Genomic DNA, 22,027 nt, shown 5'->3' on the forward strand with positions numbered 1-22,027 from the left:
CCCTCCTGCTGACCCCGCCTCCACCACCGCCCGAGGAGGACTCATGGCGCTTCGACGCGCTGGGCTGCGTGCGCAGCCGCGACGACGTCACGATGTCCTCCCTGCCCCGCGCGCGCTACCGCTCCGCCCTGGAGATTGGCGGCGCCATCGGTCTGCTCACGGAGAAGCTCCAGGCGCGCTGTGATGCGCTCCTCTCCCTGGAGTCCTCCGAGTCCGCCCAGGCCCGCGCCATCCACCGTTGCCGGCACCTGCCGCACGTGCGCTTCGACCGGATGAGCGTGCCGGAGCGCTACCCCGAGGGGACCTTCGACCTCACCCTTCTGTCCGAGAGCGGCGCCTACTGGAGCCTCCCGGAGCTGGCGCTCGCGCAGCAGCGCATCCTGGAGCACCTGGAGCCCGGCGGGCACCTGGTCCTCGTGCACTGGACCGGCCAGACGCGCGACATGTCCCTCAACGGCCACGAGGTCCACGACGCCTTCCGGCGGCTCACCCCCAAGCTCCTGCGCCACCTGCGCGGCGAGATGGAGGGCACCTGGCGCCTGGACGTCTTCGAACGCCTTTGAACGCCCCGCTGAATCCCGTCCCCCACCCGGCCCGGGCCGGCGGTAGAAGGGACGGCATGGAACTGGGAATCACGGGGAAGACGGCGCTCGTCACCGGCAGCAGCCGGGGCATCGGGAAGGCCATCGCCATGGCGCTGTCGCGCGAGGGCGCCCGGGTGTCCGTGTGCGCGCGCCACCTGGAGCCGCTGGAGGCCCTCGCGAAGGAGCTGCGCTCCGAAGGCGCCCAGGTGGCCACGGTGGTCGCGGACGTGGCCACGCAGGAGGGTGCGTACTCGGCGGTGGACTCCGCGATTCGCGCCTTCGGTTCGCTGGACATCCTGGTGAACAACGTGGGCGGCAGCGGCGGCGCGGGCGCCTTCGACGCGGCCAGCACCCAGCAGTGGAACGACGTCCTCCAGCGCAACCTGATGTCCGCCGTGTGGTGCAGCCAGCGCGCGGTGCCGGTGATGCGCCAGCTCGGCGGCGGCAGCATCGTGCACATCAGCTCCATCTTCGGCCGCGAGTACGCCACCAGCGCGCCCTACAGCGCCGCCAAGGCGGGCCTCATCGCGCTCACCAAGGAGATGGCCATCGACCTGGCGTCCCACCGTATCCGCGTCAACGCGGTGGCCCCGGGCTCCATCTTCTTCCCCGGCGGCAGCTGGGACCGGCGCCAGCAGCACGACCCGGAGGCGGTGGCCAAGGTGGTGCGCGAACAGATTCCCTGGGGCCGCTTCGGCACCCCCGAGGAGGTGGCGGACGTGGTCGCCTTCCTGTGCTCGGAGCGGGCGAAGTGGGTCACGGGCTCCACCGTGCCCGTGGACGGCGGACAGGGCCGTGCCTACTAGGCCCGGGTGCGGTATGGAGTCCGCGCGAATGAGGGCCACGCATTGCTGAAGCTCTACAAGAAGGACGGCGACACCCTGCGCTACTGGGAGGCGTGGGAGCACGAGGGCGTCGTCACTGTGCACTGGGGCACCGTGGGGAACGGAGGCGAGGAGAAGGCCGTCCCCGTCCCGCCTGACGAAGACCCCGACATGGTCATCGCTCAAGAGGCCGAGTCCCTGGTGGACGCGGGCTACGACGAGCCCGAGCCGGACGCCATGGCCGTGCTGCTCGTTGAATACACCGTGCAGGGCAAGGGCACCGGCCACGACTTCGAGCAGCGCAACGCCGTGGAGGAGCTGCTCACGGACGCGCTCGGCTGGACGGGCAACGGCGAGGTGGAGGGCGGCGAGACGGAAGCGGGCGTCATGCGCGTGCACTGCCGCGTGATGGACCCCGACACGGCCGCGCGCACCGTGGTGGAGGCCCTGGACTCGGAGGACCTGATTGAAGGGGCCCGCGTGCTGGTGGCACGGGGCGATGAGAAGCCCCGCGTCGTGCACCCGCCCCTGTTCCCCGTGCTCAAGTCGTAGGCACTTCCGGAGCCTGGGGCACCTGGCCCCTGGGCCCGAAGACGCGGAACAGCAGCACCAGCGACGGCACCACCGCCACCAGCCCCACCGCGAGCGCCACGAGCAGCAGCCGCTGCACCACCGGCTGCGCCGCCGCGCTCTGGAGCGTCAGGTGCGGATACACGAGGTACGGCGCCTGCGACACCGCCCACCCCAGCACGATGAGCCCACCCTGCGTGGCCGCCGCCACCCGTGCGGCCCGGAAGCGCCGCGTCCACAGGAGCGCGAACGCCGTCACCGCCGCCACCGCGGTGCCTCCGTGTAGCGCCAGCGCGAACGGCGTCCGGGACAGGCCGTGCCAGATGCGCGGCGCGCCCTCGCGCGACAGCAGCAGGGCGGCCAGGGCCAGCGGAAACAGGAGTCCGCCCGTCACCAGCGCCCGGCGCCGGAAGTCCTCCGCCAGCTGGGGCGTCCGCGCCTCGTGCGTGAGGTACACGGCCGCCAGGAACGCGAACAGCCCCAGCGTCAGCACGCCCACCGACAGCGCGAAGGGCGACAGCCACGACGCGAAGAAGCCGCTCACCACCGCGTGCCCCTGCATGCGGATGGCGTCGCTGGCCACCGCGCCCACGCACATGCCCAGCAGCAGCGGCGCCACGACACTCGCGACGCTGAAGACGACGCCCCAGCGGCGCTCCACCACGTCGCCGCGCGTGTCGTAGGCGCGGAAGGTGAACGCCGTGCCCCGGAACACGATGCCCAGCACCAGCAGCGTCAGGGGCACGTGCAGCGCCACGCTCAAGGCCGCGAACGCACGCGGGAAGCCGCTGAACAGCAGCACCAGCCCGACGATGAGCCAGACGTGGTTCACCTCCCACACCGGGCCGATGGCATTGGCGATGAGCGCGCGCTGCTCCGCCTTGCGAGGCCCGCGCGCCAGCAAATCCCACACGCCGCCGCCGAAGTCCGCCCCGCCCAGCAGCGCGTACAGCACGAACGTGCCCGCCACCGCGAGCCCCAGCATCAGCGTCTCAGTGGACATGGGCCACCTCGCCGTCCGCGGGCGCGCCGGGCGTCTTGGACCCGGGCAGCGTGCCCGCCACCTGCCGCCAGAGCACGAAGAGCACCGTCACCCCGAGGAACAGGTACACCGCCGTGAAGGTGAAGAACGGCGCGGCCAGGTGCGGCACCGGCGTCACCGCCTCGCCCGTGCGCATCACGTCCCGGACGATCCACGGCTGCCGGCCCCACTCCGTGACGAGCCACCCCGCCTCCAGCGCCACCAGCCCCAGCGGTCCCGCCCACAGCCACGCGCGCATCATCCCCTTGCCGTGGGGCCACTCGCGGCCCCGCCACCTGCGCCACAGCGTCGCCAGCGCGAGCAGCGCCATCAGGCTGCCCGTGCCCACCATCACCTGGAAGGCCATGTGGACCTTCGCCACCGGCGGCCAGACGTCGCGGGGGAACTCCTCCAGCCCCTTCACCACCGCGTCTGGATCCGCGAAGCCCAGGATGGAGAGCCCCTTCGGGATGTCGATGGCGCCCGCCACCGTGCGCGTCTCCACGTCCGGCCACCCACCCACCTTCAGGGGCGCGCCCGCCTCCGTGTGGAAGTGCGCCTCCATCGCGGCCAGCTTCACCGGCTGCTCGCGCGCCACGTGCTTCGCGGACAGGTCCCCCACCAGCGGCTGCGCGAGCGCGGTGACGCACGCGAGCGGCAGCGCGATGGACAGCGCCTTCTTGTGGAAGGCCGCGCCCGGGTGCTTCAGCAGGATGAAGGCGTGGATGCCCGCCATGGCGAACGCGCTGGCCTGATAGCAGGACAGGAGCACGTGGGCCGTCTGGTACTGCCAGCCGGGGCTGAACATCGCCACCAGCGGCTGCACGTCCGTGGGCCCCGTGGGCGTGGGCGTGAAGCCGGACGGGTTGTTCATGAACGTGTTCACCAGCGTGACGAAGAACGCGCTCGCCGCGCCGCTCACCGCCACCATCACGCCGCTGAACAGGTGCAGGCCCGGCGACACGCGCTCGCGGCCGTACAGGTAGATGCCCAGGAAGATGGCCTCGGTGAAGAAGGCCACGCCCTCCAGACTGAAGGGCAGGCCAATCACTTCCCCGTAGCGGCCCATGAACTCCGGCCACAAGAGGCCCAGCTCGAACGAGAGCACCGTCCCGCTCACCGCGCCCACCGCGAAGAGGATGGCCGTGCCCTTGGCCAGCTTCTCACTGAGCTTCCGGTAGTCGGCGTCTCCCGTGCGCCGGTGCTTCAGGTCGCTCAGCACCATCAGCACCGGCAACGCCACGCCGGCCGCCGCGAACACGATGTGGAACGCGAGCGAGAGCCCCATCTGCGCGCGCGCATAGAGCAGGTCCGTCATGGACATCAGTCTGCTTTATGCGCGCATTTTGCGCATTCAGGATTTCTTATATTTCTCCACAGTGACCTTGTCCGCGGGGACCTTGGTGACGGTCCGCGAGGGGACCAGGGTCTGGATGGAGTTGCGGGCCACGGCGGTGGCGAGCGAGGTGGCGAAAATCATCACTACCTTGCGGCCCAGCTCCGCGCCCAGCGGCTTGTCCTCGAGGCTGGTGGCCACGCGGTCCGGGTGGGCCCAGGCGCGCTCCAGGGCCTTGCGGCGCTGGCGGCGCACGCGCTCGTCGTGGTGGCGGGCACGGTAGATGGCGAGACCCACGCCCAGGCCCACCGCCACCAGCGCGGCGGCGCCCACGGTGACGAGCAGGTCCTTGTGCTGGTTGACGTGGTAGCTCACGTCCGTGGCGCGGGTGCGCCGGCGGTCCAGCTCCTCCAGGGTGAGGAGCAGCTCGTCGCGGATGCGGTCCGCGGTCTTCTCCACCTGCTCGCGGTCGCCCATGCGCTTGGTGATGGCGTGCTCCGCGTGCGCTTCGGTCGTCTCGGGTGCGTGGCTCATTGCAGCGTCTCCCGGGTCAGCTGAAGGTCCGTCTTCAAGCGCTCCTGCGTGTGGACCAGCGGCTTCTTGGGAATCCGCTTGGCCCCCAGGAACAGGAGGAGGCCAGCCACGGCCAGGAGCACGGCGCCCACGATGAGCACGCCCACCGCGTCCCCCAAGGGCAGCGCCAGGCCCAGCGCGACGAAGAGCACCGCCAGCGACGTGAGGGCCAGGACGGCTCCCGCGCCCAGGAAGATGCCGGCGAGCTTGGCCGCCTGCAGCTCCTGCTTCAGCTCCTTCTTGGCGTGCATCACCTCCGCCTTCACCAACAGGCGGGTTTCCGACAGCGCGTGCCGGATGAGTTCCGGGGTGGAGAGCGTCTCCAGCTGCGTGCGCTCCAGGCGTTCAGATTCGAGGTCCACGACCGTGCCTCCGACAGGGTGACTTCACGGGGCATCACCGATGGCCGCCTGCTCGGCGTCCCGGCTGTCCCCGGTCTGTTCCTGAAGGTGGTCAGGAAGGGTGGGCGGGAGAAGTCCCGGCGCACACCCCATCCTCGTCCGGCTGCCTGCCTGGTACCCCCGCCCCACGGAATGGGGCAGTGGGCACTGGCTAGCGGCGGGTCTTCTGGTGCGCGATCGCCGTGGCCAGCGTCTCGCGCACCTGGCGGGCCCGGAACAGGCGGTCCGCGGTGTCCAGCAGGTTCTCCGCGTACAGCACCTGCTTGCGCAACCGCGCGGGGATGGCGCGGGTGCCCAGGTGCGCGCCCAGGAGGGCGCCCGTGAGCGCGGCGGCCACGTCCGCCTCGCCGCCACAGCGCAGCGTCATGACCACGGCCTCGCGGAAGTCGTGCGGCACCTTCAGCGTCGCGTACAGCGACGTGAGCAGCACCGGCACCACGTGGCACGGCAGGCCGTCCACGCCCTTCAACTCACTGGGGGGCACGCCCACCTTGCGCAGCTGGTTGAGCGCGCGCTGGGTGTCCCAGGTGAGCAGGCGCGGCAGGTGGCGGATCTCCTCCGCCAGGTTCTTGTCGTGCACGGCGGCGGACAGCGCCAGGGCCTCGCAGAAGGCCGCGGGCGTGAGGGCCTCCTGCTCCATGCCCAGCGCCACCGCCTGCGCGAACGCGGCCGCGGCAGCGGCGCAGACGGGGTCCTTGTGCGTGATGACGGTGAGCACGCCCGCGTCATGGGGCAGGCGCGCGCGCTGACCGCTTTCGAAGAGGCCCACCACCAGCGCGCGGCTGAGCACCGACGGGCACTTCGTGCCCAGGGGCGCGCCCGCGCTCATCCACGGCGTGCCGGCCGTCAGCCGCTGCAGCGCTTCAGAGAGGCTGCGCGGCGGCTGGAGGATGATGCCCTCCTGCCACAGCCACGCCAGGTGCAGCGCCGCGCTGCGGCCGTCCACCTTGCCCTCGCGGATGACGCTCTCCGCGGCCGCGAGCAGGAGCTGCGTGTCGTCGCTGAACTGGCCCTTGGCGAACTTGCCGCGCGGACGGGGCGCGAAGTCCTCCGCCAGCCCGGGCAGCCGCGCCAGGCTCGCCGGGGGGATGCCCCTCAGCGGAAAGCCGAGCGCATCCCCAATGGCGAGCCCGAGAAACGCCGCATGGAACCTGTCCTGGCGGTCTGCGGGAGTCAGCGGCATCGGAGGGGCGGAGATTACCCGAGCCTCAGCCAAGGACGAGCACCGAGATGAACGCTGCGAGGGCGCGCGACGCGACGGCGGATCGATCATGGGGCCTTGACGTGCACGAAGCGGGTGCGGTGGAGCGCTGGACAGGAAAGGTCCCGCTGGATTGCACCACGCGCGTCGCCACTGTCTGCCTCCTTCGCCGTGACCACGGCGCAACCGGGGGCGCGGTAGCTATCGCATCCCGCCGCGTTTCAGCAAGCAGGCGGGCCTGATGAAGCGCGCGAGCACGCATCCATGTCCAACTTCGAATGCTGCGCATGGACCGAAAGGGACGCACGGGTGGCCGCGCGTGGGTGCGCAAGGCGCCGTGCGCGTGAAGTGCCCACGGGCTCAGGTGTTCACCTTGACGCGAGCCACTTCACTTCGTCCACGCGATGCGCGCGCGAACGCACGCGCTGATCACGAGTCGTCGCGGCCCAGGTTCACCACCGCCATCAGCCGCGCCACCACGGCCTCCGCGCCCTGGTGCAGCCGCGTGCCGTCCCACAGCGCGGGGGACGTGTGGCCGCCGCGCTCCAGCCAGTCCTTCTCCACCTCCGCGTAGGTGAGGTTGCGGAAGCGCACGCGGTCCTCCAGCGCGTGGTCCGTGACGAAGCGGCGCGCGGTGGCGGACGGCGGATCCGCGATGCGGTGGAACAGTTCCAGGATGGGGGATTCAGGAGCGCTCATGACAGCGGCGCATCATGCGCTGGCCGAGCCCCGGAACGCGAAAAGGGTGGAGCGCCGGTTCCCCATGCCGCGGGGCTTCGGAGCACCACCCTTCCGGTACGGCGACGCGCGCCCTGTCACAGGACGCGCGGGTGAGGACCTCTAGCGGGTCTCGGAGGCGCTGATGCGCGCGGCCTCGCGGCGCACCGCGGCCTGCTCCAGCGCGTAGCGCGCGTCCGCGCTGTTCAGGTCCTTCAAGCGCGCCTGGGCCTCTTCCATGCGGCGGCGGGCACCCGCGACGTCGATGCCGTTGACGTGCTCGGCGGCGTCCGCCAGCACCAGCACCTTGTCGTTGCTCACCTCCACGAAGCCACCGGCCACGAAGTAGCGGTCCTGCTTGCCCGCCTCGATGAGGGTCAGCGTGCCCGGCTCCACCAGCGACAGGAACGGCGTGTGGCCCGGACGCACGCCGAACAGGCCCTCTCCACCCGGCACGATGGCCTCGTCGGCCTGCACGGACAGGATGCGCTTCTCGGGGGTGACGATCTCGACAGTCAGCTTGGCCATGAAGGTCCTCGTGCTCCCGCACTACCGCATCAGAAAGTCAGCCGCTGGGTCTGCGCGCCCACCGGCTCGAACTCCAACACCCCGGCGTCCGTCAGGCGGGGGCCCTTGCCCGGAATGCCCAGCGTGCCCTCCAGCCACTTGAGGTGGTGGGCCATCTGCCGCACTTCCGGCAGCTGCTTCGTCGTCATCAGCTCCGTCAGCCGCCGCTCCTGGAGCTTCTGCCCGGTGCGGTCGAACTGGGCCGCCACCATCACCCGCGCCCACGCCAGGCTGCTGCCCTTCTTCTTCTTGCCGGGGGGCGGCTTGCCCTTCTCCACCAGTGGGTAGAGCACCCAGACCTTCTCCCCGTCATTGGAGGCGAAGTACAGGTCGTCCACCGTCCCCACGCACACGTCCGCCGACCAGAGGGGCCCGTTCTCCTTGAGCATCTCCAGCCGGCACTTCCCCACGCCCACGTCCACCGTGCGGACGCTGTAGAGCCCGTTCGCGCTCACCCGTGCCCGGCTGCCGCGCTCCTCCGCCAGGGCGGAAGGCGCGGCACCACACACCAGCAGGGCGAGCGCGACGGTCAGGCGCATGGGTCTTTACGCCGCCGCCAGCTTGCGGGCCTTCTCCTGCGCCTCTTCGATGGTGCCCACCATGTAGAAGGCGGACTCCGGCAGGTCGTCGTGCTTGCCGTCCGCGATCTCCTTGAAGCTGCGGATGGTGTCCTTCAGCGACACGTAGCGGCCGTCCAGGCCCGTGAAGACCTTGGCCACGAAGAACGGCTGGGACAGGAAGCGCTGGATCTTCCGGGCGCGCGCCACGGACAGCTTGTCCTCTTCGGACAGCTCGTCCATGCCGAGGATGGCGATGATGTCCTGGAGCTCCTTGTAGCGCTGCAGGATGCCCTGGATGCGGCGGGCCACGGCGTAGTGCTCGGCGCCCAGCACGTCCGCGGACAGGATGCGGCTGGTGGAGTCCAGCGGGTCCACGGCGGGGAAGATGGCGAGCTCCGCGATGGCGCGGTTGAGCACCGTGGTCGCGTCCAGGTGGGCGAACGCGGTGGCGGGCGCGGGGTCCGTCAGGTCGTCCGCGGGCACGTAGATGGCCTGCACGGAGGTGATGGAGCCCTTGGTGGTGGAGGTGATGCGCTCCTGCAGGCCGCCCATCTCCGTGGCGAGCGTGGGCTGGTAACCCACCGCGCTGGGGATGCGGCCCAGGAGGGCGGACACTTCCGAGCCGGCCTGGGTGAAGCGGAAGATGTTGTCCACGAAGAGGAGCACGTCACGGCCCTCCACGTCGCGGAAGTACTCCGCCATGGTCAGCGCGGACAGGGCCACGCGGGCGCGGGCGCCGGGCGGCTCGTTCATCTGGCCGTACACGAGGACCGCCTGGCTCTTCTCCAGGTTGTCGGTCTGGATGACCTTGGTCTCCTGCATCTCGTGGTACAGGTCGTTGCCTTCACGGGTGCGCTCGCCCACGCCGGCGAACACGGAGAAGCCGCCGCGCTCCACGGCCACGTTGCGGATGAGCTCCTGCAGGAGCACCGTCTTGCCCACGCCGGCGCCGCCGAACAGGCCGATCTTGCCGCCACGGGTGTAGGGGGCGAGCAGGTCGATGACCTTGATGCCGGTCTCGAACATCTGCACGCGCACGTCCTGCTCCGTGAACGGAGGGGGCGCGCGGTGGATGGGCCAGTACTCGGTGGCGTTCACCGGGCCCATTTCGTCCACCGGCTCGCCGGTGACGTTCATGATGCGGCCCAGGGTGGCCTTGCCCACCGGCACCTGGATGGGGGCGCCCGTGTTGCGCACCGGCATGCCGCGGCCCAGGCCCTCCGTGGAGTCCATGGCGATGCAGCGCACGGTGTTCTCGCCCAGGTGCTGCGCCACCTCGATGGTGAGGTTGTCCTGCTCCGCGCCCAGGTTGGGGTTGGTCAGCTTGAGGGCGGCGTACACCTCAGGGAGCCCGCCGGGCGGGAACTCCACGTCGACCACGGGGCCGAGAACCTGCGTGATCCTGCCAGTCGTCGGGACTTGAGCGCTCATGGAACTCCTCTGCCTTGTCTCGTGTGGCGAGCGGCCGGGGCGCCGCCGCCCGTCAGGAAATCGACCCCGAAAGAGGGGTGTGGGCGGGCCCCCTTTACCGGGGGGTGCCCGGCAGGGTCAAGCCTCCCGGGTCCGCGCACGTAAGTCCCGCTTAGCGGAGCGGTGTCCCATACGCCAGTCCCTTGCGGTTTCCCTCTTCCCCGCCTGCCCGGCGGGGGGCCTGAGTGGGGGGTTCCGGAAATGCGAAGGGCCCGTGCCTCCGGCGCTCGTGGGAGCGCGAAGCAACGGGCCCTCCTGGGAGTGCAACCGGGTGGGAGGCGGACTACTTGAGGGCCTCGGCGCCGGAGACGATCTCCATCAGCTCCTTGGTGATGACCGCCTGACGGGTGCGGTTGTAGAGCAGGGTGTAGCTGGAGATCATGTCCGTGGCGTTGTTGGTCGCGTTCTCCATGGCGCTCATGCGCGCGCCCTGCTCGCTGGCCACGCTCTCCAGCAGCGCCCGGTACAGCTTGATGTTCACCGCCTGGGGCACCAGCCGGTCCAGCACGGCCTGGCGGGACGGCTCGTACTTGAAGTCCACCAGGGCCGGGGCCGCGGCGACGGTCTCGGGCGTGGCAGTCGTGGCGGCCTTCACCGTGGCGGGCTGCAGCGGCAGCAGCTGCGACACGACGACGTTCTGGGTGATGGCGGAGACGAACTCGTTGTAGACGACGAAGACCGCGTCGACCTCGTCGTTGAGGAAGGCGGCGGCCAGCTCTTCCGCGACGTTGGCGGCGGAGCGGTAGTTCAGCGTCGCGTACAGGCCGGCGAAGTCCTTGCGGATGGACTGGCCGCGGTTGCGGAAGAAGTCATTGCCCTTGCGGCCCACCGTGGAGACGCGCACCTGGAGGTTGCTGTTCTCGTACAGGTAGCGGTTGGCGCGGCGGATGACGTTGGAGTTGAAGCCGCCGGCGAGGCCGCGGTCGGACGTGAGGAGCAGGAGCTCCACGCGGCGGATGGGGCGGGTGGCGAGCAGCGGGTGCGCCAGCTCCTGGTCCGCGGAGCGCACGGCCAGCTCGGAGATGATCTGCTCCAGCGTCTGCGCGTACGGGCGGGCGGCGAGGATGGCGTCCTGCGCCTTCCGGAGCTTCGCGGCGGAGACCATCTTCATGGCCTTGGTGATCTGCCGCGTGTTCTTCACCGAGCGGATGCGCTTGCGGATGTCGCGAAGGGACGCCATGGACCGGAAACTCCTCTGGGACGACGTGCGGCGCGCGCCCCGTGACAGCCCGGGCTGGCCATGAGGGACGGCGGGCCCCCTATATAGGCGGGCCGGGGGCGGGTCAACGGCGCGGTGCCCGGGGCGGCCCCGGCCACAGCCCCCCGCCACAGCCGTCCGGGGGCCGGGCGGGCGTGAACAGTTCCCGCCGCCAGGCCGCCCGTGGCGCTTTCCCCGGCGGGGGCCCCGGAAGAGAATGGCCCCTTCCGACCGTTCTGCGGGGTCCATGAAGGCTGGCGGCACGACCAGGGTGTGGGTACGCAGGGGCCTGGGGCTGCTCGGGCTGGCCGTGGCCATCCTCCTGGGCCTGTCCCACTTCGTGCGCCTGCGCTACCAGGGCCGCATTGTGCCGCTGGCGAGCGCGCCGGAGGCCCCCCTGGCCCTGGTGTTCGGGGCGGGGCTGGCGCCGGGGCCGGTGCCGTCGCCGGTGCTGGCGCAGCGGCTGGACGCGGCCATTGCGCTCTGGCGGCAGGGCAAGGTGCGGTCGCTGCTGGTGAGCGGGGACAACTCCGCGCCCTTCCACAACGAGACGCGGGCCATGCGGCGCTACCTGCTGGAGCGCGGGGTGCCGGAGGACGCGGTGCTGGGCGACGAGGCGGGGCTGTCCACCTACGACAGCTGCCTGAGGGCCCACTCGGTGTTTGGCGCGAACCGGGCGGTGCTCGTCACGCAGCGCTTCCACCTGTCGCGGGCGCTCTTCATCGCCAACTCGGTGGGCATCGACGCGTGGGGCGTGGCGGCGGACGAGGGACGGGCGACCCCCTGGCGCTACACGGTGCGCGAGACACTCTCCCGCGTGCTGGCGCTGGCGATGGTGCTGCTGGAGGTGAAGCCCGCCAGCCCTGACAGCCAGCCGCCGACGGCTCCCCGCTGACCGGGGCCGGGCCCGGCAGGCAGGCGAGCGGCGTCCATTGCCGCTCCCATCCAGGGGGCCCATTTTCGTGGGGACACGGAAAGCTTTTCTCAACCGTCCCTGTCGAGGAGACCCCATGCGGTTCAACAAGCTCGGAGACGAGGATGTGGGCGAGTCCACCTCGCGGCGCCACCTGAATCCGGACACCGGCGAGGAGGAGATCAACATCACGGACCAGGACCTGGCCGCGTCGCCGCCCCTGGAGGAGGAGGCGGATGCGCGGGACATCCTGCCGGATCAGATCCAGCGCTTCGGCCGGGGTGATGAGGAGGAAGAGGACCGCGAGCTGACCGCGCAGCCGGATGACCCCGGCCCGCGCGTGCAGTCGCCGGACCTGCTGCCCGAGGGGTAGCAGGGCCGAGGGCCTGGCTGTGGATCAACGAGGGCGCGTCCCCGTGCGTGGGACGCGCCCTTTGTCTTCAAGTGGGGCCCGTGCGGCTCAGGACCGGCGGCGCGAGGACTTCTTCGCGGCGGCCTTGCCCGTGCCCTTCTTCGCGGCAGCCCCCCGCTTCTGGGCAGCGCCCTTCTTCGCGACGGCACCGCGCTTCTGGGCAGCGGACTTCTTCGCGGGAGCCCCCTTCTTCGCGGCAGCCCCTCGCTTCTGGGCGGCGCCCTTCTTCGCGGCGGCGCCACCCTTCCGGGCAGCCCCCTTCTTCGCGGTGGCACCCTTCTTCGCGGTGGCACCCTTCTTCGCGGCGGCGCCACGCTGCTGGGCAGTCCCCTTCTTCGCGGCGGCCTTCTTCGCGGGGGCCCCCTTCTTCGCGGCGGACTTGCCCGTGGCCTTCTTCGCGGCCCCACGCGCGGGCGCGGCCTTCTTCGCGGCGGCCTTCCGCGCGCTCTTCCGGGCGGGCCCGGATGACTCCTTCGCGGCGGCCGGGGCGGCCTTCCCGAGGCGGACCTTCTTCGCGGCGGGGCGCCTCGACTCGGGCTCCTCGAACAGCTCTTCCTGCCCGGGGGCTTCCTCGCCGACGGTCTCGGCGGCTTCGAGCTCCTCCTCGGCCTCGAGCTCCTCCTCGCCGGACACCTCGGCCTCCTCGTCCTCGCCCGCTTCACGGGCCAGGGCGGCCAGGTCGCTCGAGTAGTCGCGGCCACGGCCGACGGGCGCCTCGCCCTCCTCGTCCTCCGCCTGCGCCGCGGCTCCGGACAGCGCGCCCTGGAGCACGGCGTTCATGGCGCGCGCGAAGGTGCGCTCCCCGAAGCTCTCCACCTCTTCTACGGGCGGAATCAGCACCTCGAGCATGTCCTTGAGCGCACGGTACAGCCGCATCTCCTTCTTCTCGCCGTCCCAGGTGCCGAAGACCCAGTCGTCGCCTTCCAGCGCGTCCACCCAGCCGGGCAGCGGCCCGCCCCCGTCACCCTGCTCCTCCATCGCGGACTTGCGCGCGACGAACAGGTGCCGGTGCGCGCCCTTCAACCCGAAGCGCCACACGCCCGCGGCGGGCAGGCCCACCACCATCAGCCGGCTCTTCTCCAGGACGCTGGGCTCTCCCTCGTCGCCACGCAGCGGGAACAGGCGCACCTCGCCCTGGAACTCACCGCCGTTGAGCCCCCGGTACAGGTCCGCCAGGTCCTGGGGGAACGGGACGCCGCACTCCGTCTCCGCGCGGCGGACCTCCTCCGCCTGCACACCCTCCGAGGTCGCCTTCGCCGACTTGCGCAGTGACTCCAACCACTCGTGCATGACCCCTCCACGACATCGACAGCCACCGAGGCCCACACCTTACGGTGCCTGGGCCCCCGTGCGCAGTGTGCATGTCGGGTTTGTCCACCCGACGCCTGTAGACATACCTGGAGAACCTGACACGGCCGCCCCCTCCATCCCCCCTGGCCGCCTGCTCCGGGGCCTGGCAACCCGGGTGGAAGCCCGCCCCCCGGGACGTTAGGAAGGAGGCCATGGCGCATCCCGTAAGCATCGAGGCGACGACCGAGACCTTCGACTCGCTCGTCATGGAGCCCCGCGACGAGTTGGTGGTGGTGGACTTCTGGGGCCCGGGCTGCCCGAACTGCGACATCTACGCGGCCGCCGAACCCGAACTCCTCCAGGAGCTGGACGGCGCCCCCATGCGCGTCGTCAAGGTCAACGCCTACGAGCACGAGACCCTGGCCACCCGCTTCGGCCTGTTCGGCATCCCCACCTTCCTGCTGTTCCGCAACGGGAAGCTGCTGGGGAAGATGAGCCAGTTCTACGGCAAGCCGTACTTCCTGGGCGTCATCCGGGACCACCTGCCCGGCGGGGCCAAGGCCCAGGCCTGAGGCTTCAGTCCCGGTAGCCGCGCGCCTGAAGCCGGAACAGGTGCGCGTACCGCCCGTCGAGCGCCATCAGCTCGTCGTGGCTGCCCAGCTCCTGCACCGTCCCGTTGTGGAGCACGGCGATTTGATCCGCCATGCGCACCGTGGAGAAGCGGTGCGAAATCACGATGGCGATGCGGTCCGCGGCCAGCGCCTGGAAGCGCTCGAAGAGGGCGTGCTCGGCCTCCGCGTCGATGCTCGCCGTGGGCTCGTCCAGGATGAGCACCTCCGCGTCGTCGCGCATGAAGGCGCGTGACACGGCCAGCTTCTGCCACTGTCCGCTGGAGAGCTCCTGGCCCTTCTCGAACCAGCCGCCCAGCATCGTGTCGTACTGGCCGGGCAGCGTCGCGATGACGGAGTTGGCCCCGCCCTGCTCCGCCGCCCGCTCGATGGCGGGCCGGTCCTCCAGCGCGGGCACGTGTCCCAGGCCGATGTTCTCCGCCACGCTGAACTGGTAGCGCACGAAGTCCTGGAACACCGCCCCGAAGCGGCTGCGCAGGTCGTCCGCGTCCATCCGCGCGGTGTCCACGCCGCCGTAGAGAATCTGTCCCTCCGTGGGCTCGTACATGCGCAGGAGCAGCTTCACCAGCGTGCTCTTCCCCGCGCCGTTCTCCCCCACCAGCGCCAGCTTCTGGCCGGGCTTGAGCGTGAGCGACACGTTGCGCAGCGCCCACGCCTCCTTGCCCGCGTAGCGGAAGGACACGTCGCGCAGCTCGATGGCGTTGGTCCGCCCCCGCGGCGGTGAGACGGCGGGCAGGGCCCGCGGCGCGCTCGCCACCGTGGGGATGTCCAGGTAGGCGAAGAGGTTGCTCATGAAGAGCGCGTCCTCGTACATGGAGCCCACGCTGGTGAGGATGCCCTGGAACGCGGCCTGCCCCTGCCGGAACACGGCCAGGTACAGCACCATGTCACCCACGGAGATGCCGCCGGACGCGGCCTTGCTCGCGACGAAGAGGTAGCAGCCGTAGAAGGCCGCCAGCGACAGCAGGCCCAGCCCCAGGCCCCACGCCATGCGCTTGCGCGCGAGCGCCCGGTCCTCCGCGAAGAACTTCTGGAACAGCTCGCGGTATCTCCCCATCACCAGCGGCCCCAACCCGAAGAGCTTCACCTCCTTCACCGTGCTGTCACGCGTGAGGATCCACTCCAGGTAGTTGAGCTTGCGGCCCTCCGGCGCGCGCCACGAGTACAGCCGGAAGCCCTCCGCGGCCAGGCGCGCCTCCGCGATGAACGCGGGGATGGACGCGGCGAGCAGCACCACCACGCTCCACGGCGACAGCGCCACCAGCAGCACCGCGTAGGTGGACAGGGTGATGACGTTGCGCACGATGCTGAACGCCTGCATCACCAGCGACAGCGGGCGCGCGTTCGCTTCCCGCCGCGCGTTCTGCATCTTGTCGTAGGTTTCCGAGTCCTCGAAGTGCTGCAGCTCCAGCTCCAGCGCCTTCTGGAGGATGCGCTCGTTGAGCAGGTTGCCCAGGTGCGCGCGCAACAGGTCCTTGGTGAGCGTGAGCCCCCGGTCCACGATGGCGGAGGCCACCATCAGCGCGAACTCCGTGGCCACCAGCCCCAGCACGCGCGAGTGCGCCGCGGCATCGCCCTTCGCCGCGGCCACCACCGTGTCCACGATGAGCTTGCCCACCCACGCGATGCTCGCCGGCAGCACCGCCGCCACCAGCGTGAGCACGCCCAGCACCACCGCGCCCCGGGGGCTCGCCCGCCAGAAGAGGCGGAAGGTGCCCGGCAGCTGCTTGAAGAGGACGCCCGCGTTCTTCAAACGGGCCCGGAGCGAAGGCGGCGGTGTTGGCAGGGGACGTGGCAAGGTGCCGCCCCTCATAACGCCTCATCCCCCGCCGCGCTGGACTTCCCTGCTTTCAGGAAGCCGGGGTGCCGTCGCCGTCCGGCAGGGCGGGGGGCGGGGCGGCGTGCCGGGAGATGAGCACGTCGCAGCGTGAGTTCCGCAGCACGCACTCCGTCAGCGCGGACGGCGGATTCGCGGAGGACATGCCCAGCGTCAGCAGGTCCGAGTCGCGCTCCAGGGCCTCCGCGAGGATGCACTCACGCGGGTCCCCGAACCGCAGGCGGCTCTCCAGCACGCGGCCCGTCTCCCGGTACGGTGCCAGGAAGCGCCCGAGCGCCCTGCGCGCCGCGTCCTCGCGCTCCTGCCGCAGCCGCAGCTCCTGCGCCACGGGGGCGTCCTGGCGGCGCAGGGCCGCCTCCTCCTCGCGCAGGTCCACCACGTGCAGCACCTCGATGAGCGTCGACGCCGGACACAGGCGCATCGTCAGCTCCAGCGCGCGGCGGGACTCGCGCGAGAAGTTCACCGCGACGAGGGGCCGGTGGTAGACGCGGCCCGGGTGCGGCACCACCACCAGCACGGACGCGTCCACCTCCCGCACCAGCCGCATCACCATGGAGCTCTCCGGCAGGGGCGTCACCGGCCAGGCGGGATGGGGCCGGCCCACGACCAGCACCTCCACGCCCTGGTCCTTCGCCAGCTCCGCCGCCACGTGCGGCGCGTCCCCGGAGCGCAGCTCCTCGCGCACGTCCACGTCCGGCCGCTGCCGCAGCCGCTTCGCCGCGGACGTCACCAACCGGCGCAGGCACCGCTCACACGCCACCGTTCCGTCCGGTCCCTGATGGCCGTCCAGCGGTGGGCTGACGTGCAGGACGCTGAAGGCCGCGCCGTGCGCCAACGGAAGCCGCAGCGCGCGGGCCAGCGCGAACTCGGACTGCAGGGAGAAATCCAACCCCACCGCCACCCGCCGCAGCCCCCGCTGGGCGCGGAGGAGGCCGTCGGGAAGCAGGGGCATGCCCTTCCTGGGAGACACGTTCGGCTTCATCTCGACACCCTTCCTTCCACCTCACCGCATTGGACGCACCGAGCGGACCTCCAGGGCGTGGCGGCACGGCGGCTCACGGCACCCGGGATTGAGACATCCACGCACGGCATCACGGGCTTGCCGCCTCACGCGGGCCCTCATGGACATACATTCAGCCCGGCCGGTGAATGTGCCACCCGTCTTTCAGGGACGCTGCGTCCACGGCCAGGCGGCGGGGCGCGCGAGCGGCGGAGCCCGGCATGACGCTTCGCTCAGGGCAGCCAGGCAGGCCTTCCATCCTCCGCACGGCGCCCTGTTTCTGTAACGTTTTCAGGGCGCCCCACCGCTTCGTTCAAGGACCCCAGGGCAGCCGGGCGTTCAGAGCCGTCGTTTCAGGCGCTTGAGACGTTCACCGCTGGACCTTGGAGAACAGGGGCGCTTTTCGAGGCTCGGCCAGCCCTTTGCAGAGACCTCTGACCGGCTCCTCACGGGGCCATGGGCGGCGGGTCGGACGGCAGGAAGCAAGGGAGCGGGACATGCGCGGGGTCATCACCGGACGTGAGGTGGTTGCCAACCTGGGACTCATCTACCGGGAGTTCGGAACAGCCTGTGTGTTGCGCTGTCTCTGGGTGATGCTCAGCGGCAAGTCCACCACCTTCCTCGAGGTGGCGTGTCCCTGCGAGAAGATGCGGCAGTGAGCGCGCGCCGCTGAAGACGGTCCGGGCCGCGGGAAGCAGAGCGCTTCCGCGGCCCGAACGCTTTCAAGGGTGATGCGGTGCCGTGCGGCTAGCGCTGATACGGATCCGCGTCGCGGCGCGGGGCATCCTTTCCGTCGACCGCGTCCTTGATGGCGTGCTTCACGTCCTCGACCACGCCCTTGACCTTGCCCTTGGCCGTGTCCGCCTTGCCCTCGGCTTCCAGCGAACGGTCGCCGGTCGCAACGCCTACGGTTTCCTTCACCTTGCCCTTGGCCTTGTCAGTCCACTCGCCCATGGCGTCCTCCTGACGTCGGTGTGTGAATCGTTGTGGAAGACAACGTGCTCACGTCCCGGGCGCGTGGCAGGCCGCGCTGGCCCGTCCGCCCGGCTGCCCTCCTCCAGCCAGGAGACACGGCGGGGACCACCGCGAGTGTCAGGGAGTGAACAATGCACGGCGCGTGCGGAAATGACACGCGCCCTGTCAGCCCTACCCGATGCGTCCCTGCTATTCCCGAAGACTCGGGAGTCTGTGTCACAAGAAGCGGACGTTGCATTGACGCCCCCGGGCTTCCCCCCCAGTCTTGAGTGACCCTCCGGGATCCGTCTGCGATGACCCAGCCTTCCCCCCACCCGACCCAGGCGCTGCTCTTCAAGCTGCTGTTGCTGCGCACCGTGGTCGTCACGGTGGCGGTTGCGCCGGCCATCTACGTGGACATGCAGCTGCTGGACGTGGACGCGAGCAACCTGGGGTTCGTGCTGGGCGTCGTCACGCCCATCGTCATTGGTGGGCTGGCGCTGGTGGTGCCCATTGGCGCGGTGGGAGCGCTGTTGCGGCATGCACTGGAGGCGCCAGCGAATCCGGCGGAGCGGCTGGGGCGGCTGTTGCGGCTTCCGGGCGTGCTCACGTTCGTGGAGGCGCAGGCGGGCTGGTTCCTGGGCGGCATCTTCTTCAACGGCGCCATTGGTCTGGCGCTGGGCCGGCCGCCGCGCGTCATCCTGGTGGGCGTGGCGGTGGCGATGAGCGCGGGCCTCTTCAGCGCGCCCATCATGTACATGCTCTACGAGAAGGCGCTGGCGGCGGTGACGCTGGAGGCGTTCCGTCTGGCGCCACACGAGCGGCCCGCGGGCGAAGGGCTGTTCCTGCCCCGGCAGAGCTGGTTCCTGCCGGCCATCGTCGTGTCCGCGCTGCTGATCACGTGCATCACGAGCATCGCCACGTTGCAGCTGCGGCTGGAGAAGAACCTGTCGTCGCTGGCGGACGACCTGGAGCTGTCGGGCGAGTACCGGGGCGCGGCGCGGGTGCGTGCGCGCATCCGGCCGTTGCAGCGGGACCTGACGCTGCCGGTGGCGTTCCTGGGCGGGTTCGCGGCGCTGGGGGCCATCTTCACGGCGGCGTGGGCGGCGCGCCGGCTGGCGCAGGGTGCGAAGGCGGTGGGGGCGTCCCTGGACGCGCTGGTGGAGGGCCGCGCGGCGCCGCCGCAGTGGGTGTCCACGGACGAGTTGGGCGACCTGTCCGCGCGCACGTGGCTGCTCTATGAGCAGTTGCAGGAGCTGCCCCGGGCGCTGAGCTCGTCGGCGGGGCACCTGGCGAAGGCGGGCACGCGGCTGACGGAGGCGAGCGACCAGCAGAACCGCACGCTGTCGCGGCAGGCGTCGGCCATCCACCAGGCGCGCACGACGGCGCAGGAGATCCAGCAGATGTCGAAGCTGGCGGCCAGCCGCGCGGGGAGCGTGTTGCAGGTGGCGGAGCGCGCCGCGGCGATGGGCAAGCTGGGCGAGGAGTCGCTGGCGGGCACGGAGCAGGGGCTCGCGGACATCCGCGACCTGACGCACGGGCTGAACCAGCAGGTGGTGGACCTGGGCACGCGGGCCCGCGAGGTGGGCCGGGTGTCGGAGGTGGTGAAGTCGCTGGCGGACCAGTCGCACATGCTGGCCATCAACGCGGCCATCGAGGCGAGCCGCGCGGGTGAACAGGGCCGGGGCTTCGCGGTGGTGGCGCGGCAGATGCGCGAGCTGGCGGACCAGTCCATCAAGGCGACGGGCCAGGTGCGCGGGCTCCTGGAGGGCATGGAGGCCGCCACGGGCGAGGCGGTCGTCACCGCGGACAAGAGCTCAGCGGGCGTGGAGTCAGCGCTGGTGCCGCTGCGCAAGAGCGGTGAGCGGCTGCGGGAGCTCATCAAGCTGACGCACGAGTCCGCGTCGGCGGTGAGGCAGATTGCCGAAGCCGTGGCGCAGCAGCACGCGGGCGTGGATCAGCTCTTCGGCGCGGTGAGCGAGATGGACGAGCTGATGGCCGCGACGCTGCGGCAATTGGGCACCACGCAGGAAGCGGCGACCGCGGTGGCCCAGGCGACGGGGCAGGTGTCGGAGCTGGCGGAGCGGTACGTTTCCTGAGTGGTGCGGCGGTCGGGCTACCGGGTGCCGTGGGCTGGCCCTCCCGAGGTCTGGTAGAAGGCCGCCATGCTGACCTCCATCACGGTCGAGAATTTCCGAGGCATCGAGCGGCTCCACGTCGAGGGACTGGGGCGCGTGAATCTGATCATCGGGAGGAACGACAGCGGGAAGACGGCGCTGATGGAGGCGCTCATGCTGGCGCGGGATCCTCGAAATGCAATTGGCATCCTGACTGCTCGGCAGCGCATGCGTGTCGCCAACACCAGCAATACAGACATAGCTGACTTCGATGAGTTCTGGCTGCCCATCTTCCACCGGATGGATGCTCTCGCTGGCTTTCGCATCCACAGCACTTCATTCGCGGATCTACCTTTGACGCTTGCAGTCGCAAAGGAGCCTGTAGACGGGCCCATGACGATTGACGGGCTCAAAGCATCTGTCGTCACTCCCGCGTGGACCTTGAAAGCCACCGTCGCGGGCGGGCGCCATGAGACGACCTCTGTCATCGACCAAACAGCCACGGGTGAGAAGCTCCCAACAGCGCAAACAAACATTCCAAGCCGTTGGATATCCCCCAGCCCAGTCATTGGTAGCGAGGACATCCGAGCCTTTTCAAAGCTCAAGCAGCAAGGGCGTGATGAGGCGGTGACAGATCTTCTCCGCTATGTGAACGATCAAGTCTCAGGGGTCGAGCTACTGGCGCCGACGGGTAACCGCGTGAGCGTCTACGTCCGCCTGCGACGCGAAGGGCTGGTTCCGCTCCTCATGATGGGGGAAGGAATGAAGCGCTACTTCGAGTTCGCGGTTTCGTTCGCAGCGACAGACGGCGCTTCAATCCACATTGATGAGATCGAAAACGGGCTCCATCACAGCGTGATGGAACCCTTGTGGACCTGGATCTCCAAAGCAACCCGAGCGAAGTCCGTTCAGGTCTTCGCGACAACGCACTCTGAGGAATGCGTACAAGCCGCTTCACGAGTCTTCAAGGCAGAGAATGACAACGGGCTCCGCGTCATCCGGCTCGACAAGCAGGAGCATTTGACCAAGGCCGTCGTCTACGACCGCGACCTAGTCGAAGCCGCAGAGCGGATGGGAGTGGAGATCCGCGGATGAGTCGTCCTCCCAATGAGAAGAAAAAGCAGCCTCCATTCCCCACCGAGCCATTCGGTCTGTTGCTCGTGGAAGGCGGCGACGAGGAAAAGCTCTGTAAAGCCATTGCAGGGCCTGCTGTGTGGGGCAGCTTGGTCTGTTGGAATGCCCGTGGCCGCCCAAACATCACAGAGCTGGCAAGACTCGCGGCCCAGGACCCCAGCTTCAGATATGCACGCAGTGTCGGCGTCTTGCTCGACATGGAAGATGACCCTGTGGGGACGCAGGGTCTCATCCAAGAGGCGCTGGCCGCGCTCAACGTCACCGCACCTTTCGTGCACGGCGCCTTCGTCCCAGGTGCCGCCCCCAGGGTGGGCGTCTTCGTCTCTCCTGACGGACAGCAGACCGGCAGTATTGAGGGCCTGTGCAAACAAGCGGTTCGTGATCCGGCGCTGACCTCTTGCGTGAATGCCCTCGTGACTTGTGCGGGCCAGCCTCACACCACTCAGGCGCGCGGCATGAAAGGCTGGCTCGACGCATACCTCGCCATGCAGCCCGAACCCCTCCGTCTGCACCAGGCCCTGAACGGTTCCAAAGTCTTCGACTTGAACCACGTGGCCTTCGACCCGCTCCGTGCCTTCCTACAGGCTCTCTGACTTGCACCCGGCACGCGGACGCCGTTAGCCTCCACACCGGTCGAAAAACGGCGGACCGGTTCGGTGAGCCCCGGTCACTTCCATGGTGGAAGCACTTGTCCGTCTCCTTCGGGATTCAGGACCCAC

General features: G+C 70.1%; 24 protein-coding genes. 10 read left to right on the top strand and 14 right to left on the bottom strand.

What is annotated here, in order from left to right; translation table 11 throughout:
* From D7W81_RS17455 to D7W81_RS17465, 3 genes are all read left to right on the top strand, one after another.
* The coding region (locus D7W81_RS17455; RefSeq protein ID WP_120556525.1) for a methyltransferase domain-containing protein at window positions 1-563 on the top strand (563 nt) is incomplete at its 5' end.
* A gap of 56 nt (window positions 564-619) precedes the next feature.
* Window positions 620-1,390 carry an SDR family NAD(P)-dependent oxidoreductase gene (locus D7W81_RS17460; protein WP_120556526.1) on the top strand — a complete coding sequence of 257 codons (771 nt, stop codon included), beginning with the start codon at window positions 620-622 and terminating at the stop codon, window positions 1,388-1,390.
* Between the two features lie 42 nt (window positions 1,391-1,432).
* Window positions 1,433-1,960, top strand: coding sequence for a hypothetical protein (locus D7W81_RS17465; protein ID WP_120556527.1), 528 nt, complete (start codon window positions 1,433-1,435; stop codon window positions 1,958-1,960).
* Here the strand turns inward: D7W81_RS17465 and D7W81_RS17470 are convergent.
* The 10 genes from D7W81_RS17470 to atpG all read right to left on the bottom strand — a co-directional run bounded on the left by D7W81_RS17470 (window position 1,950) and on the right by atpG (window position 11,004).
* Window positions 1,950-2,981 (bottom strand): cytochrome d ubiquinol oxidase subunit II, encoded by a 1,032-nt coding sequence (locus D7W81_RS17470; RefSeq protein WP_120556528.1) that lies wholly within the window; start codon window positions 2,979-2,981, stop codon window positions 1,950-1,952. The two genes, D7W81_RS17465 and D7W81_RS17470, sit on opposite strands and share 11 nt — an antisense overlap.
* On the bottom strand, window positions 2,971-4,317 hold the full coding sequence (locus D7W81_RS17475; protein ID WP_244227262.1) for a cytochrome ubiquinol oxidase subunit I: 1,347 nt from the start codon (window positions 4,315-4,317) through the stop codon (window positions 2,971-2,973). Before D7W81_RS17475 ends, D7W81_RS17470 begins: the two co-directional genes overlap by 11 nt.
* A 36-nt stretch (window positions 4,318-4,353) precedes the next feature.
* Complete coding sequence (locus D7W81_RS17480) at window positions 4,354-4,869, bottom strand: hypothetical protein (RefSeq protein WP_120556530.1); 516 nt, start codon at window positions 4,867-4,869, stop codon at window positions 4,354-4,356.
* Window positions 4,866-5,270: a phage holin family protein gene (locus tag D7W81_RS17485; RefSeq protein WP_120556531.1), complete on the bottom strand. Its 405-nt coding sequence runs from the start codon at window positions 5,268-5,270 to the stop codon at window positions 4,866-4,868. The genes D7W81_RS17480 and D7W81_RS17485 overlap by 4 nt, the downstream gene beginning before the upstream one ends.
* A 190-nt stretch (window positions 5,271-5,460) precedes the next feature.
* The gene (locus D7W81_RS17490) at window positions 5,461-6,492 is read right to left on the bottom strand and encodes an ADP-ribosylglycohydrolase family protein (RefSeq protein WP_120556532.1); all 1,032 of its coding nucleotides are present in this window, start codon (window positions 6,490-6,492) and stop codon (window positions 5,461-5,463) included.
* A gap of 447 nt (window positions 6,493-6,939) precedes the next feature.
* Complete coding sequence (locus tag D7W81_RS17495) at window positions 6,940-7,209, bottom strand: hypothetical protein (RefSeq protein WP_120556533.1); 270 nt, start codon at window positions 7,207-7,209, stop codon at window positions 6,940-6,942.
* A gap of 141 nt (window positions 7,210-7,350) precedes the next feature.
* Window positions 7,351-7,755, bottom strand: a complete 405-nt coding sequence (locus tag D7W81_RS17500; protein ID WP_120556534.1) for a F0F1 ATP synthase subunit epsilon — start codon at window positions 7,753-7,755, stop codon at window positions 7,351-7,353.
* Window positions 7,756-7,784: 29 nt separating this feature from the next.
* Window positions 7,785-8,333 carry a hypothetical protein gene (locus D7W81_RS17505; RefSeq protein ID WP_120556535.1) on the bottom strand — a complete coding sequence of 183 codons (549 nt, stop codon included), beginning with the start codon at window positions 8,331-8,333 and terminating at the stop codon, window positions 7,785-7,787.
* Window positions 8,334-8,339: 6 nt separating this feature from the next.
* Window positions 8,340-9,785, bottom strand: coding sequence for a F0F1 ATP synthase subunit beta (atpD, locus tag D7W81_RS17510; RefSeq protein ID WP_120556536.1), 1,446 nt, complete (start codon window positions 9,783-9,785; stop codon window positions 8,340-8,342).
* 322 nt (window positions 9,786-10,107) lie between these two features.
* Window positions 10,108-11,004 (bottom strand): ATP synthase F1 subunit gamma, encoded by an 897-nt coding sequence (gene atpG / locus D7W81_RS17515; RefSeq protein WP_120556537.1) that lies wholly within the window; start codon window positions 11,002-11,004, stop codon window positions 10,108-10,110.
* Between the two features lie 265 nt (window positions 11,005-11,269).
* Here atpG and D7W81_RS17520 point away from each other — a divergent pair, with 265 nt between their 5' ends.
* Window positions 11,270-11,917 (top strand): SanA/YdcF family protein, encoded by a 648-nt coding sequence (locus tag D7W81_RS17520; RefSeq protein WP_208721344.1) that lies wholly within the window; start codon window positions 11,270-11,272, stop codon window positions 11,915-11,917.
* Between the two features lie 115 nt (window positions 11,918-12,032).
* Window positions 12,033-12,308, top strand: a complete 276-nt coding sequence (locus tag D7W81_RS17525) for a hypothetical protein (protein ID WP_120556539.1) — start codon at window positions 12,033-12,035, stop codon at window positions 12,306-12,308.
* 87 nt (window positions 12,309-12,395) lie between these two features.
* On the opposite strand, the gene D7W81_RS17530 is transcribed toward D7W81_RS17525, so the two are convergent.
* Entirely contained in the window at window positions 12,396-13,637 is a 1,242-nt protein-coding gene (locus D7W81_RS17530; RefSeq protein ID WP_120556540.1) for an SMI1/KNR4 family protein, read from the bottom strand.
* Window positions 13,638-13,849: 212 nt separating this feature from the next.
* On the opposite strand from D7W81_RS17530, the gene D7W81_RS17535 reads away from it, so the two are divergent.
* The gene (locus D7W81_RS17535) at window positions 13,850-14,209 is read left to right on the top strand and encodes a thioredoxin family protein (protein WP_120556541.1); all 360 of its coding nucleotides are present in this window, start codon (window positions 13,850-13,852) and stop codon (window positions 14,207-14,209) included.
* 4 nt (window positions 14,210-14,213) lie between these two features.
* Here the strand turns inward: D7W81_RS17535 and D7W81_RS17540 are convergent, their stop codons facing one another.
* On the bottom strand, window positions 14,214-16,079 hold the full coding sequence (locus D7W81_RS17540) for an ABC transporter ATP-binding protein (RefSeq protein ID WP_120556542.1): 1,866 nt from the start codon (window positions 16,077-16,079) through the stop codon (window positions 14,214-14,216).
* Window positions 16,080-16,116: 37 nt separating this feature from the next.
* Window positions 16,117-17,055 carry a universal stress protein gene (locus D7W81_RS17545; RefSeq protein WP_244227260.1) on the bottom strand — a complete coding sequence of 313 codons (939 nt, stop codon included), beginning with the start codon at window positions 17,053-17,055 and terminating at the stop codon, window positions 16,117-16,119.
* 545 nt (window positions 17,056-17,600) lie between these two features.
* Here D7W81_RS17545 and D7W81_RS42800 point away from each other — a divergent pair.
* The gene (locus tag D7W81_RS42800; protein WP_014400293.1) at window positions 17,601-17,762 is read left to right on the top strand and encodes a hypothetical protein; all 162 of its coding nucleotides are present in this window, start codon (window positions 17,601-17,603) and stop codon (window positions 17,760-17,762) included.
* Between the two features lie 88 nt (window positions 17,763-17,850).
* Here D7W81_RS42800 and D7W81_RS17550 read toward each other — a convergent pair whose 3' ends face one another.
* The gene (locus D7W81_RS17550) at window positions 17,851-18,057 is read right to left on the bottom strand and encodes a CsbD family protein (protein WP_120556544.1); all 207 of its coding nucleotides are present in this window, start codon (window positions 18,055-18,057) and stop codon (window positions 17,851-17,853) included.
* Window positions 18,058-18,371: 314 nt separating this feature from the next.
* On the opposite strand from D7W81_RS17550, the gene D7W81_RS17555 reads away from it, so the two are divergent.
* From D7W81_RS17555 to D7W81_RS17565, 3 genes are all read left to right on the top strand, one after another.
* A complete protein-coding gene (locus tag D7W81_RS17555) occupies window positions 18,372-20,156 on the top strand; it encodes a methyl-accepting chemotaxis protein (protein WP_120556545.1) in 1,785 nt (594 codons plus the stop codon).
* Window positions 20,157-20,222: 66 nt separating this feature from the next.
* On the top strand, window positions 20,223-21,269 hold the full coding sequence (locus D7W81_RS17560) for an AAA family ATPase (RefSeq protein ID WP_120556546.1): 1,047 nt from the start codon (window positions 20,223-20,225) through the stop codon (window positions 21,267-21,269).
* Window positions 21,266-21,901: a DUF3226 domain-containing protein gene (locus D7W81_RS17565; RefSeq protein ID WP_120556547.1), complete on the top strand. Its 636-nt coding sequence runs from the start codon at window positions 21,266-21,268 to the stop codon at window positions 21,899-21,901. The genes D7W81_RS17560 and D7W81_RS17565 overlap by 4 nt, the downstream gene beginning before the upstream one ends.
* Window positions 21,902-22,027 lie beyond the last annotated feature (126 nt).

The sequence above is a fragment of the Corallococcus aberystwythensis genome (genome assembly GCF_003612165.1).
Lineage (GTDB): Bacteria > Myxococcota > Myxococcia > Myxococcales > Myxococcaceae > Corallococcus > Corallococcus aberystwythensis.

Coding starts and splice junctions, on each gene's coding strand:
- D7W81_RS17475 (WP_244227262.1), bottom strand. CDS start 4,317: ATGACGGACCTGCTCTATGCGCGCGCGCAGATGGGGCTCTCGCTCGCG.
- D7W81_RS17470 (WP_120556528.1), bottom strand. CDS start 2,981: ATGTCCACTGAGACGCTGATGCTGGGGCTCGCGGTGGCGGGCACGTTC.
- D7W81_RS17555 (WP_120556545.1), top strand. CDS start 18,372: ATGACCCAGCCTTCCCCCCACCCGACCCAGGCGCTGCTCTTCAAGCTG.
- D7W81_RS17505 (WP_120556535.1), bottom strand. CDS start 8,333: ATGCGCCTGACCGTCGCGCTCGCCCTGCTGGTGTGTGGTGCCGCGCCT.
- D7W81_RS17540 (WP_120556542.1), bottom strand. CDS start 16,079: ATGAGGGGCGGCACCTTGCCACGTCCCCTGCCAACACCGCCGCCTTCG.
- D7W81_RS17500 (WP_120556534.1), bottom strand. CDS start 7,755: ATGGCCAAGCTGACTGTCGAGATCGTCACCCCCGAGAAGCGCATCCTG.
- D7W81_RS17490 (WP_120556532.1), bottom strand. CDS start 6,492: ATGCCGCTGACTCCCGCAGACCGCCAGGACAGGTTCCATGCGGCGTTT.
- D7W81_RS17460 (WP_120556526.1), top strand. CDS start 620: ATGGAACTGGGAATCACGGGGAAGACGGCGCTCGTCACCGGCAGCAGC.
- D7W81_RS17560 (WP_120556546.1), top strand. CDS start 20,223: ATGCTGACCTCCATCACGGTCGAGAATTTCCGAGGCATCGAGCGGCTC.
- D7W81_RS17535 (WP_120556541.1), top strand. CDS start 13,850: ATGGCGCATCCCGTAAGCATCGAGGCGACGACCGAGACCTTCGACTCG.
- D7W81_RS17545 (WP_244227260.1), bottom strand. CDS start 17,055: ATGCCCCTGCTTCCCGACGGCCTCCTCCGCGCCCAGCGGGGGCTGCGG.
- D7W81_RS42800 (WP_014400293.1), top strand. CDS start 17,601: ATGCGCGGGGTCATCACCGGACGTGAGGTGGTTGCCAACCTGGGACTC.
- atpG (WP_120556537.1), bottom strand. CDS start 11,004: ATGGCGTCCCTTCGCGACATCCGCAAGCGCATCCGCTCGGTGAAGAAC.
- D7W81_RS17530 (WP_120556540.1), bottom strand. CDS start 13,637: ATGCACGAGTGGTTGGAGTCACTGCGCAAGTCGGCGAAGGCGACCTCG.
- D7W81_RS17550 (WP_120556544.1), bottom strand. CDS start 18,057: ATGGGCGAGTGGACTGACAAGGCCAAGGGCAAGGTGAAGGAAACCGTA.
- D7W81_RS17525 (WP_120556539.1), top strand. CDS start 12,033: ATGCGGTTCAACAAGCTCGGAGACGAGGATGTGGGCGAGTCCACCTCG.
- D7W81_RS17520 (WP_208721344.1), top strand. CDS start 11,270: ATGAAGGCTGGCGGCACGACCAGGGTGTGGGTACGCAGGGGCCTGGGG.
- atpD (WP_120556536.1), bottom strand. CDS start 9,785: ATGAGCGCTCAAGTCCCGACGACTGGCAGGATCACGCAGGTTCTCGGC.
- D7W81_RS17480 (WP_120556530.1), bottom strand. CDS start 4,869: ATGAGCCACGCACCCGAGACGACCGAAGCGCACGCGGAGCACGCCATC.
- D7W81_RS17565 (WP_120556547.1), top strand. CDS start 21,266: ATGAGTCGTCCTCCCAATGAGAAGAAAAAGCAGCCTCCATTCCCCACC.
- D7W81_RS17495 (WP_120556533.1), bottom strand. CDS start 7,209: ATGAGCGCTCCTGAATCCCCCATCCTGGAACTGTTCCACCGCATCGCG.